Below are 12,871 nucleotides of genomic sequence, written 5' to 3' on the forward strand. Positions count from 1 at the left end.
CGTTTTCGCCCGTTTCCGGAGACCTGCATGAGCATCGGCGACCCGATCCGCGTCACCCTCGAACAGGAGGCGGATTTCGCGTTCCGCATCCGCTTCGACGAAACCGACCTGGCGCCGCTGCTGGGCGACGAAACCGCGCCGCTGGGCCACGCGCGCGGCCCCAATCCGTCGCGCCTGTTGCTGGCCAGCATCGCCAATTGCCTGGCCGCCAGCCTGCTGTTCGCGCTGCGCAAGTTCAAGAACGATCCGGTCGGCGTGGTCGCGCACATCACCGCCACGCCGATGCGCAATGCCGAGGGCTTCTGGCGCATTCCGCAGGCGTCGGTGGAGCTGCAGTTGCCGGACGGCAACCAGGACTACGCGCAGTTGCAGCGCATCCTCGACCAATTCGAACAGTTCTGCGTGGTCACGCAGAGCGTGCGCCAGGGCATCGACGTGCAGGTCACGGTGAAGGATGCGCACGGCAATGTCCTGCTCGGCGACAAGAGCATCGAGGCCGGCGCGTGAGCGAGCCGCTGCACGTCGCCTGCCCGCACTGCCAGGCGCTGAACCGGGTGCCGGCCGAGCGTCTGGCGGCGGCGCCGCAGTGCGGCCGTTGCCACCGCGCGTTGTTCGTCGGCGCGCCGCTGGCCTTGACCGCGGACAGCTTCGCCGCCCACGCCGAGCGCAGCGATCTACCCTTGCTGGTGGATGTCTGGGCGCCGTGGTGCGGCCCGTGCCGGACCATGGCGCCGCAGTTCGAAGCCGCCGCCGCGCAACTGGAGCCGCAGCTGCGCCTGGGCAAGCTGGATACCGAGGCGCAGCCGGCGCTGGCGGCGCGGTTCGGCATCCGCAGCATTCCGACCTTGATCCTGCTGCGGCATGGCCGCGAACTGGCGCGGCACAGCGGTGCGATCGGCGCCGCCGACATCGTGCGCTGGGCGCGGGCGAACGCGGGTTAGGCCGAGTCGCAGGGGGAATTCGCCCGAACCCTGTAGGAGCGGCTTCAGCCGCGACAGGCCTTACCGACAGATCCTGTCGCGGCTGAAGCCGCTCCTACAGAAAGCAAAAACAGGTTTCGCGCGTTACTTGCCCAGTGCCGCGTTCAGCGTCGCCGCCAGGTCCGCGCCGGCCTGGCGCAGTTGCGCTTCGGCCACCGGGCGCCAGGTCGTGACGTAGTCCGCCGGCAGCTTGGCGCCGGGCGGATAGAAGCCCGGGCGCAGCATGATCCGGCACGAGGCCTCGGCCCAGGCCGCGGCCGGCGGCGGCAGCGCACGGCCCGCCGGCGAGGGCGCCGGCAACGGCTGCGCCTGCAATTGCGCCAGGTACTGCGCCTCGTCCAGGCCGCGGCTGCGCAGCAACCCGCTGTCCCACAGCGAGTGCAGGTTGCTGCCCTTGCCCTCGAACTGGATCTGGAAGGTGTTGGCGCCCTTGTCGTGCGCGTAGCCGGCGTGCAGCGGTTGCTGGATGTCGCCGGCGAAATGCACCACGAACTTCAGCGCCTGCGCGCGTGCGGCCTGCGGCTGGCTGCGATCGGCGAGGATCGCGGTCTGGCGATGCAGCGCCTCGACCACGCAGTTGCCGTCGGGGCAGTCGCGGGTCTGTTCGTAGTGGCACTGGTGTTCGCCGAGGTTGACGTAGTGCCATGGACCGCTGCGCTTGCCCAGCTCCGGGTCGTGTTCGCGCAATTGGTCGGCCCAGTTGGCGACGCCGGCCAGGGTCGGCTCGGCTTCGCCCTGCAGCAATTGCTGGACCTGCGCGCGCGCCTGCGGGGTGAGTTGGGCGTCGGCCAGGTCGGCGACCAGACGATGGCCCAACTGGCCCCAGGCGAAGGCGGCGGACGGGGCGGCGGACAGCGCCGCGGCGAGCGCGGCGGAAACGAAGACGGAAGATTTCATGCGCCGATTCTAGCCGGCGCCGATGACCGTCCCGCGGCGCTGGCGCGCCGTCGTTGCGCCGCCGCTAAGCCTCGCCGCGCGGCGAGGCGTAGCGAAGGCCGCGGATCAGAAGTACATCAGGTAGGCCACGCCGTAGGTGATCGGATTGAGCTTGGCCTCGCCGAGCTTGCCGCCGTTCACTTCCACGTCGCTGCGCATGTTGGTCCAGCGCGCGTCCACGCGCAGCGCGCCGCGCTCGCCGACGGCGAAGTCCACGCCGGCATGCACCGCGGGACCGAAGCTGTCCTTGAACTTGACGTCCTCGCGGGCGAACGCGCCCTTGCCGTCGGTGCCGAGGAAGGTGGTGTAGTTGATGCCGGCACCGACGAACGGGGAAATGTCGCCGTTGCCGTTGAAGTGGTACTGCAGCGAGAACGTCGGCGACAGCGCCCAGGCGCGGCCGATGTCGCCGCCCTGGTCGAGGCCGATCTTCTGCTGCCCGGCCAGGGCCTGGATTTCCAGGCCGAGGTTGCCGCGGAAGAAGTATTCGTAGCTGAACGAAATTGCCGGGGCGGTGTCCGCGCTGAACTTCTGGTCGGTGCCGGTCAGCGTGCCGTTGGAGGAGCTGGGCACCATGCCGTGGATGCCGTAGCTGGTGGTGTAGTGCCCGGCCGATTGCGCGGCGGCGGGCAGGGCGACGGCAGCGAGGGCGGCGACGGCGAGACGGCGGAACAGGCGTGGCTTCATTGGGGACCCCGGTGGACGGCGAGTGGGCGGATGCGAATCCCAGTGCCGGCCCGGCGGCGGCCGATCCACATCCTTGTGGAGCGTAGTCTGCCAGAGAAGCGGCGCCGCCGTGCAGCCCTCAGAACTTCATCACATAGGCCAGGCCGTAGACCAGCGGATCGATCTGCGCGGTGCCCATCTTGGTGCCGTTGACCTTGACCTTGCTGTCGATGTCGGCCCAGCGCAGGTCCACCCGCAGCGCCGACTTGTCGGTCAGGGCGACGTCCAGGCCCACGTGCGCGGCCAGGCCCCAGGAATCCTCCAGCTTGAGCTTGGTGCCGGCCAGCGCGCCGGTGGTGTCCTCGCTGAAGAAGGTGGTGTAGTTGATGCCGGCGCCGACGAACGGGGACACCTTGCCGGCGCTGTTGAAGTGGTACTGCAGCGAGACCACCGGCGGCAGCTGCTTGGTGCTGCCGACCTTGCCGACGCCCTTGACGTCGATGTCATGCTTGAACGGCAGCGCGGCCAGCACCTCGATGCCCAGGTCCTGGTGCACGAAGTATTCGAAGGTGACGGTCGGCTTGATGTCGCTGCCGATGCTCAGCGGCAGCGTGCCGCCGGCCAGCTTGCCGTTGTCGGACTTGGGGTTGACCTGGTGGGCGCCGATGCCGACGGTCCAGTCGCCCTGCGACTGCGCCAGCGCCGGCAGCGCGCACAGGGAGAGGGCGGCCGCCAGGCCGGACAACAGGAGGGGAGAGGTCTTGCGCATGGTGGGGTCTCGGTTGGGTGTGGGCGCAGTGTCGTGCCGCGCGCGCCGCACCGCCTTGATCCTGATCAAACCGCGTGCCGGGCGCGGCACGGCCGGCCTGATAGAATGGCGTCCCCCTTCCATCCGCCGCGTCTGGCGCGGCCGCAGGAGCTACTGAAATGGCAATCAAGGTTGGCATCAACGGTTTCGGTCGCATCGGACGCAATGTGCTGCGCTCGGCGGTACAGAATTTCGGCAGCGACATCGAGATCGTCGCCATCAACGACCTGCTCGAGCCCGACTACCTGGCCTACATGCTGCAGTACGACTCGGTGCACGGCCGCTTCGACGGCGAGGTGTCGGTCGACGGCGATCACCTGGTGGTCAACGGCAAGAAGATCCGCCTGACTCAGGAGCGCGATCCGGCGGCGCTGAAGTGGGGAGAGGTCGGCGCCGAGGTGGTGATCGAATCCACCGGCCTGTTCCTGACCAAGGACACCGCGCAGAAGCACATCGACGCCGGCGCCAAGAAGGTGATCCTGTCGGCCCCGTCCAAGGACGACACGCCGATGTTCGTGTACGGCGTCAACGACAAGACCTATGCCGGCCAGGCGATCGTCTCCAATGCCAGCTGCACCACCAACTGCCTGGCGCCGCTGGCCAAGGTGATCAACGACAAGTGGGGCATCAAGCGCGGCCTGATGACCACCGTGCACGCCGCCACCGCGACGCAGAAGACCGTGGACGGCCCGAGCAACAAGGACTGGCGCGGCGGCCGCGGCATCCTGGAGAACATCATTCCGTCCAGCACCGGCGCGGCCAAGGCGGTCGGCGTGGTGATCCCGGAACTGAACAAGAAGCTGACCGGCATGAGCTTCCGCGTGCCGACCTCCGACGTGTCGGTGGTCGACCTGACCGTGGAGCTGGAGAAGCCGGCCACCTACGCCGAGATCTGCGCCGAGGTGAAGGCGCAGAGCGAAGGCGCGCTGAAGGGCATCCTCGGCTACACCGAGGACAAGGTGGTGGCCACCGACTTCCGCGGCGACGCGCGTACCTCGATCTTCGACGCCGATGCCGGCATCGCTCTGGACGGCACCTTCGTCAAGCTGGTGTCCTGGTACGACAACGAATGGGGCTATTCCAACAAGTGCCTGGAAATGGTCAAGGTGGTGGCGAAGTAAGCCGCCACGCCGCCCACAAAAAAAGCGCCCTCGGGCGCTTTTTTTGTGCTTGCCGGGCGGCGCGGACGCAGTGGCCGGCCGGCGTTGCGCTCACTCGGCCTCGATGCGCATGTCCTCGCCGCTGCCGGTGACCTTGACCCGGCTGCCGACCGCCAGCCCGGCCACTTCGGCGCTGGGCTTGGACACCACCGTCTGCGACTTGTTGTCGAAGCGGATCTTCACCATGTAGTGCGCGGCCGGGCCGTTGCCGACGATCTTGGAACTGACGGTTTCGCCGGCGACGGCGCCGGCCGCCGCTCCGGTGGTCACGCCCATCGAGCTCTTGCTCTTCATGCCGAGCAAGCCGCCGGCCAGGCTGCCGAGGTTGGCGGCGACACCTTTGACTTTCTTGGTTTGCTCGGGCACGTCGTCGCCCTTGTTGTCGATCGGCTCCAGCGCCACGATCTGGCCGTGGCGCGGTCCGGCGGCCAGCGCCGGCACGGCCAGCGCCAGCAGCGTCAATGCGATCGCCGACCAGGCGAGACGGGCGAGCGGTTTCTTTGCGGTCATGGTATTGCCCCTGTGGGTAGGAATCGGAACCCGGCTTGCGTGCGCGGGGTCTACTTCTTTGTCTTCGGCCGGCCCCAGCCGCGGAAGTACGGCTTGCACTTGCTGCCGGCGAAGTCGTAGCGGGTGATGATGCCTTCGGCATTGGCGATGAAGGTGACCTCGCAATGGTGCTCGGCGGGCACGAACACGGTCTGGCTGCGCTGGTTCTGCTCGAAGATCGGCGTGGCCGCCACGCCGTTGCCGCCGGGGCTCATGCCGACGATGTTGCCCTGTTCGGTCCAGTAATCGGTCCGGTAATGCGCCTCGATACCGAAGTTGTAGGTGTAGGCGGTCTCGTGGGTCTCGGTGTTCTCCGAGGTGTATAGACCGCGGTCCACCGGCCATTGCATCATCAGCTCGGCGGCGTCGTGGCCGATCCAACTGCGGGCGATGTCTTCGGGGCTGCCGAACATGTCGGCGGAGGCCGTGGCGGTCGCGCCCAGCAAGCCGAGGGCGCATAGCGCGGGCAGAAGGTGACGGTGGCGAAACATGGGCATTGCGGGAGACGTCCTTGGCGGTGCTGCGATGATGCTGGGTCCGTTGCGCAGCCGTGATAGGCATCACGACGCGCTTGCGCGATTTCTACCACGCCGTCCCGGTGTCGGCAAGCGTCGGTCCTGGATGCGGTTAATGCCGATTCGGTCGTGGACATCGGCGGCGACGCGTGCACTAATGCGCTGCTGCCAGCGGATGTTCCCGCGCTGGTGTTGCAGGCGATGGACAAGGGGGCACTCAATGGATGCAAGGAGCGAGAAGATGCAGATCAACCGTGGATGGGCCGGCGCGCTGGTGCTGGGCCTGGCGCTGGTGGCCGCGCTGCCGATGGAGGCAATGGCCAAGAAACAGAGCGGCACGCCGAGCTGGATGAACGCCGATGGCGAAGTGATCGATTCCTCGAAGGTCGAAGCCGGTTACGGCGAGACCGTCAAGGGCGTCAACGACTACGAGGGCGAGATCACCGGCAAGCCGGCACCGGGCAGCAAGTTCACCCAGCTCAAGATCGGCATGCCGATGAAGCAGGTGACCGACCTGATCGGCGAACCCACCGACCAGGGTTCGTACGTCACCGGCAAGGCCTTCATCCCGTTCTTCTACGGCGGCGATCGCTACCGCTACGAACTGGCCTACAAGGGCCAGGGCCGACTGGTGTTCGCCGGCAAGTCGATGGGCAGCGGCGGCAACCTGATCTGGATCATCCACAATAAGAACGACAGCGGCTACCGCGAGTAAGCGGACGCACCAGCACAGCCCGGGCTGCGTCGCGCGCCCGGGCTTTTTTGTGCCTGGAAACAGGCGGTCGCACGCCCGCTGGCGGCTTGCGCCACGGATGCGGCGGACCCATGGCGGCCGCCCGCGATGCGGATGCAGGTGCCAGGCATGCCGCTGTACTTACAGGGCCCTCACCGGCGCGCTTCACTGGGCGCCGCACTCGTCGCGCAGCGCATGGGCGTGGCGACGCGTTTGCGAGCCGGCAGTGGCGCGGCCTCGGCGGAGCGCCTTCGGCGAGCGCTGGCGACAAGCGCGCCGGCGCCCCGTCGGGCTGCCGCGATCAGGTTCCGCTGCGCGTGCCCGCCGCCGGGGCCGTATCCAGCGCCGCGAGCAGGTTGGCGCGGCACACCGCGAGGATCTCGTCCGCCAGTGGCGAATCGTCCGGGCAGGCGCGGGACATGACGATCGCGCCGAGGGCGTGCGCCAGCATGTCCAGGCGCCTGGCGCGCGCATCGCCGTGGCTGGCGCCGGCCGCTGCATCGTCCTCGCGCTGCAAGGCCGACAGCATGCCTTCGACGCCGTCCGCGAACGCGGCGCGGACCGCCTCCGGCTCGCGCGCGGCGTCGCCGCCCAGCGCGGCCATGGTGCAGCCCGTCGCGCGGGCATCGCGGTGTTCGCGCGAGACGTAGCGGCGCACGAACTCCGACGAATCGACCCCGCCCACCTGCGCCACGGTCTGCGCGATCCCGCAGGCCGTCGCCTCCGCCATCAGGTCGGCCTTGGACGGGAAATGCTTGTAGAAGCCGCCGTGGGTGAAACCGGCGGCGGCCATCAGGTCGGCGACGCCGATCCCCTCGTAGCCGCGCTCGCGGAACAGCGCGGACGCGGTTTCGACGATGTGCGCCCGGTTTGCCTGTGCCTGCGCCTTGCTGACCTTCATCGCGGATGCCTCCGGCGTAGTTGTTTCAAGCGCAAGGATACATTGATGTTGTTCATCATCAAAATATTGACAAATAAGATTACGATCATCATCATTGCGTGGCTTGTTTCGAATCGCCTGTTCCGGTGCCACCCGGCCGATCGCCACGACCCGTCGCCGCGACGCCGATGCGCCTTCCTCCATCGAGGACCACCGCCGCCATGTCCGACACCGCACTGTTCACGCCTTACACGCTGGGCCCGCTGACGCTGGCCAACCGCATCGTCATGGCGCCGCTGACCCGCAACCGCGCCGGCAAGGGCCTGGTGCCCGGCGCGCTGGCCGCCACCTACTACGCGCAGCGCGCGTCCGCCGGCCTGCTGATCACCGAGGCGACGCAGATCTCGGTGGACGCGCAGGGCTACCAGGACACGCCGGGCATCTACACGCCGGCGCAGATCGAGGGATGGCGCGCGGTCGCCGATGCGGTGCACGCCAAGGGTGGACGCATCTTCATGCAGCTCTGGCACGTCGGTCGCGTCTCGCACGTGGATCTGCGGCCGGGCGGGACCGCGCCGGTGGCGCCGTCGGCGATCCCCGCCGCCGCCAAGACCTTCGTCAACAACGGTTTTGTCGACGTCTCCGCGCCGCGTGCGCTGGAGCGCGACGAGCTGCCGCGCATCGTCGACGACTTCCGCCAGGCCGCGGTCAACGCCATCGCCGCCGGCTTCGACGGCGTGGAGCTGCATGGCGCCAACGGCTACCTGCTGGAGCAGTTCATCAAGGACGGCGCCAATCAACGCACCGACGCCTATGGCGGTTCCATCGAAAACCGCGCGCGGCTGCTGCTCGAGGTCGCCGCGGCGGTGGCGCAGGCCATCGGCGCCGAGCGCACCGGCGTGCGCATCTCGCCGGCGTCGCCGGCCAACGGCATCTCCTGCAGCGATCCGCAGCCGCAGTACGACTTCCTCGCCGAGCGGCTCAGCGCGCTGGGCATCGTCTACCTGCATGTGGTGGAGGGCGCCACCGGCGGGCCGCGCGACGTGGCGCCGTTCGACTACGCGGCGCTGCGCAGCCGCTTCAAGCAGACCTATCTCGCCAACAATGGCTACGACCCGGCGCTGACCAGCGCCAGCCTCGCCGCCGGCCGCGCCGACCTGTTCGCCTTCGGCCGCGCGTTCATCGCCAATCCCGACCTGGTCGAGCGCCTGCAGGCCGGCGCGCCGCTGGCCGCGCCGGATCCGGCCACGCTCTACGGCGGCGGCGCCAAGGGCTATACCGATTACCCGACGCTGGCCGAGAGCGCCAGCGGTTGACGCCGCCCCGCATCCCCTTCCGCATCCCCGCGGCCGCACCCTCCCTTTGATCCGAAGAGACCACGCGCATGAACGCTACTTCCACCGTCCTCATCACCGGCGCCTCCACAGGCATCGGCGCCGTCTACGCGCAACGCTTCGCCCAGCGCGGCCACGACCTGGTCCTGGTCGCACGCGACAAATCCCGCCTGGACGCGCTCGCCGCGCGTCTGCGCGAGCAATACCAGGTCGCGGTCGATGTGCTGCAGGCCGACCTCACCGCAACGGCCGACCTGGCCGCGGTCGAAGCGCGCCTGCGCGACGACGCGCGCATCGGCATCCTGATCAACAACGCGGGCATGGCCCAGTCGGGCGGTTTCGCCGAGCAGAGCGCGGACGGCGTCGAACGCCTGCTGGCGCTCAACACCATGGCGCTGACGCGGCTGGCGCTGGCGATCGCGCCGCGGCTGGCGCAGTCCGGCGTCGGCGCGATCGTCAACATCGGCTCGGTGGTCGGCCTGGCGCCGGAATTCGGCATGACCGTGTACGGCGCGAGCAAGGCCTTCGTGCTGTTCCTGTCGCAGGGCATGAGCCTGGAACTGGCGCCCAAGGGCGTCTACGTGCAGGCGGTGCTTCCGGCGGCCACCCGGACCGAGATCTGGGAGCGCGCGGGCATCGACGTCAACACGCTGCCCGAGGTGATGGACGTGGAAGAACTGGTCGATGCGGCGCTGGTCGGCTTCGATCGCCGCGAGCTGGTGACCATCCCGCCGCTGCACGACGCCGACCGCTGGGACGCGCTCGACGGCGCCAGGCAAGCGCTGCTGGGAAGCATCCGGCAGGCCAATGCCGCCGAACGCTACCGGCCGGCCGCCTGAAGGCCGCGGCGCCGCACCTGTCGTCACCGAGGCCACCATCATGGAAACGCAACGCGATTGCTGGGTACTGATCACCGGCGCATCGAGTGGATTCGGCGAGGAGTTCGCCAGGCAGTACGCGGCGCGCGGCCACAAGCTGATCCTGGTCGCGCGACGCCTGGACCGGCTCGATGCGCTGGCGCAGGCGCTGCGGCAGCAGCACGGGGTCGAGGTCCTGGTCGAGCAGGTGGATCTGGCGCAGATCGACGCCGTGCGCCGGCTGCATGCCGACCTGCACGCGCGGGGCATCGAGGTCGAGGTGCTGATCAACAATGCGGGGCACGGGTTGCAGGGGCCGTTCCTGGCCGCTGAACTGGAGCCGGTGCTGTCGATGATCCAGCTCGATATCGCCAGCCTGACCGCGATGACGCACCTGTTCGGCCAGGACATGCGGCGGCGGCGGCGCGGCAAGATCCTGCAGGTGGCCAGCCTGCTGGCCTACCAGGGCGTGGAGGACTTCGCGGTGTATTCGGCCGCGAAGGCCTACGTGCTGCGCTTGGGCGAGGCGCTGCATCGCGAGTTCGCGCGCGATGGCGTCGGCGTCACCACGCTGTGCCCGGGGTTGACCGACACCGGCTTCGCGCGCGTCGCCCAGCAAAGGATCACGCCGCGGTTGAATGCCTTGATGATGCAGACGCCGCCGGTGGTGCGCGCCGGTATCCGCGCGCTGGATGCCGGCCGCATCAGCGTCGTGCCCGGGTTGCTCAACAAGGCGAATGCGGTGTTCATGTGGGCGACGCCGCGCTGGATCCACCAGGCCGTGCTCTCCCGCATCCTCAACCGGTAACCGTATGCGCCTGGGTTTCCGCTCGCTGTCGGTCTGGGTCTCGGTCCTGTTCATGGCACTGGCCTGCGTGTGGATGTTCTCGCCGGGCGCGATGCTGGCGAACTGGAACATCGGCGCCTCGCCGTCGGCCGACCTGGTGGCGCGAAGAGGCGCGGCGCTGTACGCAGGCATGAGCGTGATGTTCTTCATGGCGCGCGGCGCGGCGCCATCGCCGGCGCGTTCGGCCTTGGTGGCGGGGATCGTCACCGCCTGTTCGGTGCTGGCGGTGCTTGGCATCGTCGAGCTCGCCAGCGCTCACGCGGGCCGCGGGATCCTGGTCGCCGTCGCGCTCGAAATCCTGCTGGCGCTCGCATTCGTTTTCGTCGGGGAAAAATCATGAAAGCGTTCTTCATCGAAGGCTATGGCGACAAGCACCCGGGCCGGATCGGCGAGCTGCCCGAACCGGAGGTGGGCGACGACGATGTACTGGTCGAAGTGCATGCCGCCGGCGTCAACCTGCTCGACGCGAAGATCCGCAAGGGCGAGTTCAAGCTGATCCTGCCGTACCGCTTTCCGCTGGTGCTGGGCAACGACGTGGCCGGCGTGGTGTTGCGGGTCGGGGCCGGCGTGCGCCGCTTCAAGCCGGGCGACACGGTGTATGCGCGTCCCGAGCAGACGCGCATCGGCAGCTTCGCCGAGCGCATCGCGGTCAAGGAAAGCGCGCTGGCATTGAAGCCCGCCAACCTCGGCATGGAAGAGGCCGCCTCGGTGCCGCTGGTCGCGCTGACCGCGTGGCAAGCGCTGGTCGAGACGGCGCGTCTGCAGAAAGGCCAGAAGGTGCTGATCCATGCCGGCTCCGGCGGCGTCGGCAGCATCGCCATCCAGCTCGCCAAGCACCTCGGCGCCTTCGTCGCGACCACCACCGGCACCGCCAATGTCGCCTGGGTCAAGGCGCTGGGCGCCGACCTGGTCATCGACTACCGGACGCAGGACTTCGAGACCCTCGTGCACGGCTACGACGTGGTCCTGAACAGCCTGGGCAACGACGTGCTGGAGAAATCCCTGCGCGTGCTCAAGCCAGGCGGCACGCTCATTTCCATCTCCGGCCCGCCGGACCCTGACTTCGCCGTGCGACAAGGCCTGGCGTGGCCGCTGCGGCTGGCGATCCGTCTGCTGAGCGGCGGCATCCGCAGGAAGGCCCGGCGGCACGGGGTGGACTACGCCTTCCTGTTCATGACCGCCAACGGCGAGCAGTTGCGCGAGATCGGTGCGCTGATCGAGGCCGGCAGCATCAGGCCGGTGCTGGATCGGGTGTTCCCGCTGGAGGAGGCGGCGCAGGCCCTGGCCTACGTCGAGAGCGGACGCGCCAAGGGCAAGGTGGTGATCGAGGTCCGCCAGCGCTGAGCGTGGGGCGCTTCGCGCGCGTGTCGCGCTACAGCGCCTGCAGGATCAGCGAGTGCCAGCCGGTGCGGTAGGTCTCGTAACCGGGCGAGGCGGCATGCGCGATGCAGTGCGGGCGCCCGCCCAGATCGCTCAGTACGGCGCCGCGCGGCTGCTTGAACAGCGCGTCGCGGCCGGGGAAATCGAGACGGTCCTGCAGCATGCGCCCAGCCGAATCGGCCAGCACCTGGCCGTGCTGGTCGACAATGCATACCCGGCTGCGGCCCCATTCCTGCTCCGACAGCGGCGTGCGCTGCACCACCGTCTGCGCCAGCGCGTCCCAGCGGAACACGATGCCGAGCACGCCCAGCACGCGGCCGTCGACACGGCCGCCCTCGCGCACGGTACAGGCGTACACCAGCACCCGTTCGCCATCGGCCAGGGGGCTGGCATGCACGTCCTGGAAACCGAACTGCTCGCCGCTGCGGGTACGCACGGCCTCCTCGAACCAGGCCTGCCCGGACACGTCGCTGCCGACCGAGGCGTAGTGTTGCGGCCGGCCGTTGGCGAGGATGCGGCCGTCGTTGCCGGCCAGCACCAGATCGAAATACACCGTGTACGAGTCCAGGATCTGGCCCATGCGCCGCGCGGCGTAGGCCAGTTCGGCGGCGTCGCGGCCGGGCCGCGCGGCGGCGACGATGGCCGCGTCGGTCGCCCACCAGCGCACGTCGCAACTGCGCTCGTAGAGGTTGCGGTCGATCAGGTCGATGTTGCCCAGCGCCAGTTCGCTCAGGCGGGTGTCGCGCACGTTGTCCTGCAGCCGCTGCAGGGTGTGGCCCATGTCGGTGCTGGTGCTGGCGGCGACCCTGTCCAGGTCCTGGGTGGCCTCGGCGACGCGCCGCGACAGCACGTCCATTTCCTGCGCGATCACGCTGAAGCCGCGCCCGGCCTGGCCGATCCGCGCCGATTCGATGCGTGCGTTCATCGAGATCACATGGGTGGTGCGATTGATTTCGTCGATGCGCTGCAGCGACCGGCGCAGCTGTCCGAGCAACTGGTCGGACAGGCCGACGACGGCGCGGATGTGGTCGTCGATGCCTGGTTCGGCGGGGATGGCGGGCAGGTTCATTTCGCGCTGTCGATGGGAGGGGAGGGGGCCGCAGACGCAGACGGGATAAGGCAAGTAGCGGCCGGGCGAAGGCGCGCTTGAGCGCGGCCGCGACGTCCGCCCCGGTCGGGTGGGCGGTGCCGCGCGCGGCCGCGGCAACGGCGATCTCGTCTACCAT

The 12,871-nt window shown here is 69.0% G+C and carries 16 protein-coding genes; 9 read left to right on the forward strand and 7 right to left on the reverse strand.

Features of this window, described 5'->3' with window-relative positions; translation table 11 throughout:
* Positions 1–27 precede the first annotated feature (27 nt).
* Together AB3X07_RS05555 and trxC are read left to right on the forward strand one after the other, a co-directional pair.
* Positions 28–507, forward strand: a complete 480-nt coding sequence (locus AB3X07_RS05555; protein ID WP_369943448.1) for an OsmC family protein — start codon at positions 28–30, stop codon at positions 505–507.
* Positions 504–941 (forward strand): thioredoxin TrxC, encoded by a 438-nt coding sequence (trxC, locus tag AB3X07_RS05560; protein WP_369943449.1) that lies wholly within the window; start codon positions 504–506, stop codon positions 939–941. Before AB3X07_RS05555 ends, trxC begins: the two co-directional genes overlap by 4 nt.
* 123 nt (positions 942–1,064) lie before the next feature.
* Here trxC and AB3X07_RS05565 read toward each other — a convergent pair whose 3' ends face one another.
* From AB3X07_RS05565 to AB3X07_RS05575, 3 genes are all read right to left on the reverse strand, one after another.
* Positions 1,065–1,877 (reverse strand): S1/P1 nuclease, encoded by an 813-nt coding sequence (locus AB3X07_RS05565; protein ID WP_369943450.1) that lies wholly within the window; start codon positions 1,875–1,877, stop codon positions 1,065–1,067.
* 105 nt (positions 1,878–1,982) lie between these two features.
* Positions 1,983–2,603 (reverse strand): OmpW/AlkL family protein, encoded by a 621-nt coding sequence (locus AB3X07_RS05570; protein ID WP_369943451.1) that lies wholly within the window; start codon positions 2,601–2,603, stop codon positions 1,983–1,985.
* Between the two features lie 118 nt (positions 2,604–2,721).
* Positions 2,722–3,351: an OmpW/AlkL family protein gene (locus tag AB3X07_RS05575; RefSeq protein ID WP_369943452.1), complete on the reverse strand. Its 630-nt coding sequence runs from the start codon at positions 3,349–3,351 to the stop codon at positions 2,722–2,724.
* A gap of 158 nt (positions 3,352–3,509) precedes the next feature.
* Between AB3X07_RS05575 and gap the strand changes: the two genes are divergently transcribed.
* A complete protein-coding gene (gene gap / locus AB3X07_RS05580) occupies positions 3,510–4,511 on the forward strand; it encodes a type I glyceraldehyde-3-phosphate dehydrogenase (RefSeq protein ID WP_369943453.1) in 1,002 nt (333 codons plus the stop codon).
* A 90-nt stretch (positions 4,512–4,601) separates the two neighbouring features.
* Here gap and AB3X07_RS05585 read toward each other — a convergent pair whose 3' ends face one another.
* Both AB3X07_RS05585 and AB3X07_RS05590 read right to left on the reverse strand, forming a co-directional pair.
* The gene (locus AB3X07_RS05585) at positions 4,602–5,060 is read right to left on the reverse strand and encodes a hypothetical protein (protein ID WP_369943454.1); all 459 of its coding nucleotides are present in this window, start codon (positions 5,058–5,060) and stop codon (positions 4,602–4,604) included.
* A 50-nt stretch (positions 5,061–5,110) separates the two neighbouring features.
* The gene (locus tag AB3X07_RS05590) at positions 5,111–5,596 is read right to left on the reverse strand and encodes a hypothetical protein (protein WP_369943455.1); all 486 of its coding nucleotides are present in this window, start codon (positions 5,594–5,596) and stop codon (positions 5,111–5,113) included.
* A gap of 259 nt (positions 5,597–5,855) precedes the next feature.
* On the opposite strand from AB3X07_RS05590, the gene AB3X07_RS05595 reads away from it, so the two are divergent.
* Positions 5,856–6,329, forward strand: a complete 474-nt coding sequence (locus tag AB3X07_RS05595; RefSeq protein ID WP_369943456.1) for a hypothetical protein — start codon at positions 5,856–5,858, stop codon at positions 6,327–6,329.
* A gap of 319 nt (positions 6,330–6,648) precedes the next feature.
* Here the strand turns inward: AB3X07_RS05595 and AB3X07_RS05600 are convergent, their stop codons facing one another.
* Complete coding sequence (locus tag AB3X07_RS05600) at positions 6,649–7,431, reverse strand: TetR/AcrR family transcriptional regulator (protein ID WP_369943457.1); 783 nt, start codon at positions 7,429–7,431, stop codon at positions 6,649–6,651.
* 17 nt (positions 7,432–7,448) lie between these two features.
* On the opposite strand from AB3X07_RS05600, the gene AB3X07_RS05605 reads away from it, so the two are divergent.
* The 5 genes from AB3X07_RS05605 to AB3X07_RS05625 all read left to right on the forward strand — a co-directional run bounded on the left by AB3X07_RS05605 (position 7,449) and on the right by AB3X07_RS05625 (position 11,609).
* Positions 7,449–8,543: an alkene reductase gene (locus tag AB3X07_RS05605; protein WP_369943458.1), complete on the forward strand. Its 1,095-nt coding sequence runs from the start codon at positions 7,449–7,451 to the stop codon at positions 8,541–8,543.
* Between the two features lie 68 nt (positions 8,544–8,611).
* Complete coding sequence (locus tag AB3X07_RS05610) at positions 8,612–9,400, forward strand: SDR family NAD(P)-dependent oxidoreductase (protein WP_369943459.1); 789 nt, start codon at positions 8,612–8,614, stop codon at positions 9,398–9,400.
* A gap of 40 nt (positions 9,401–9,440) precedes the next feature.
* Complete coding sequence (locus AB3X07_RS05615) at positions 9,441–10,226, forward strand: SDR family NAD(P)-dependent oxidoreductase (RefSeq protein ID WP_369943460.1); 786 nt, start codon at positions 9,441–9,443, stop codon at positions 10,224–10,226.
* 4 nt (positions 10,227–10,230) lie between these two features.
* Positions 10,231–10,605 (forward strand): hypothetical protein, encoded by a 375-nt coding sequence (locus AB3X07_RS05620; protein WP_369943461.1) that lies wholly within the window; start codon positions 10,231–10,233, stop codon positions 10,603–10,605.
* On the forward strand, positions 10,602–11,609 hold the full coding sequence (locus AB3X07_RS05625; protein ID WP_369943462.1) for an NADP-dependent oxidoreductase: 1,008 nt from the start codon (positions 10,602–10,604) through the stop codon (positions 11,607–11,609). Before AB3X07_RS05620 ends, AB3X07_RS05625 begins: the two co-directional genes overlap by 4 nt.
* Positions 11,610–11,637: 28 nt before the next feature.
* Here AB3X07_RS05625 and AB3X07_RS05630 read toward each other — a convergent pair whose 3' ends face one another.
* Positions 11,638–12,714 carry a methyl-accepting chemotaxis protein gene (locus tag AB3X07_RS05630; protein ID WP_369943463.1) on the reverse strand — a complete coding sequence of 359 codons (1,077 nt, stop codon included), beginning with the start codon at positions 12,712–12,714 and terminating at the stop codon, positions 11,638–11,640.
* Between the last annotated feature and the right edge of the window lie 157 nt (positions 12,715–12,871).

Origin of the sequence: Xanthomonas sp. DAR 35659 (assembly GCF_041242975.1) — a bacterium.
GTDB lineage: Bacteria > Pseudomonadota > Gammaproteobacteria > Xanthomonadales > Xanthomonadaceae > Xanthomonas_A > Xanthomonas_A medicagonis.

Bases quoted from the DNA above. Each gene is read 5' to 3' on its own strand.
- AB3X07_RS05555 (WP_369943448.1), top strand. From the start codon at position 28: ATGAGCATCGGCGACCCGATCCGCGTCACCCTCGAACAGGAGGCGGAT.
- AB3X07_RS05565 (WP_369943450.1), bottom strand. From the start codon at position 1,877: ATGAAATCTTCCGTCTTCGTTTCCGCCGCGCTCGCCGCGGCGCTGTCC.
- AB3X07_RS05570 (WP_369943451.1), bottom strand. From the start codon at position 2,603: ATGAAGCCACGCCTGTTCCGCCGTCTCGCCGTCGCCGCCCTCGCTGCC.
- AB3X07_RS05575 (WP_369943452.1), bottom strand. From the start codon at position 3,351: ATGCGCAAGACCTCTCCCCTCCTGTTGTCCGGCCTGGCGGCCGCCCTC.
- gap (WP_369943453.1), top strand. From the start codon at position 3,510: ATGGCAATCAAGGTTGGCATCAACGGTTTCGGTCGCATCGGACGCAAT.
- AB3X07_RS05585 (WP_369943454.1), bottom strand. From the start codon at position 5,060: ATGACCGCAAAGAAACCGCTCGCCCGTCTCGCCTGGTCGGCGATCGCA.
- AB3X07_RS05590 (WP_369943455.1), bottom strand. From the start codon at position 5,596: ATGCCCATGTTTCGCCACCGTCACCTTCTGCCCGCGCTATGCGCCCTC.
- AB3X07_RS05595 (WP_369943456.1), top strand. From the start codon at position 5,856: ATGCAGATCAACCGTGGATGGGCCGGCGCGCTGGTGCTGGGCCTGGCG.
- AB3X07_RS05600 (WP_369943457.1), bottom strand. From the start codon at position 7,431: ATGGAGGAAGGCGCATCGGCGTCGCGGCGACGGGTCGTGGCGATCGGC.
- AB3X07_RS05605 (WP_369943458.1), top strand. From the start codon at position 7,449: ATGTCCGACACCGCACTGTTCACGCCTTACACGCTGGGCCCGCTGACG.
- AB3X07_RS05610 (WP_369943459.1), top strand. From the start codon at position 8,612: ATGAACGCTACTTCCACCGTCCTCATCACCGGCGCCTCCACAGGCATC.
- AB3X07_RS05615 (WP_369943460.1), top strand. From the start codon at position 9,441: ATGGAAACGCAACGCGATTGCTGGGTACTGATCACCGGCGCATCGAGT.
- AB3X07_RS05620 (WP_369943461.1), top strand. From the start codon at position 10,231: ATGCGCCTGGGTTTCCGCTCGCTGTCGGTCTGGGTCTCGGTCCTGTTC.
- AB3X07_RS05625 (WP_369943462.1), top strand. From the start codon at position 10,602: ATGAAAGCGTTCTTCATCGAAGGCTATGGCGACAAGCACCCGGGCCGG.
- AB3X07_RS05630 (WP_369943463.1), bottom strand. From the start codon at position 12,714: ATGAACCTGCCCGCCATCCCCGCCGAACCAGGCATCGACGACCACATC.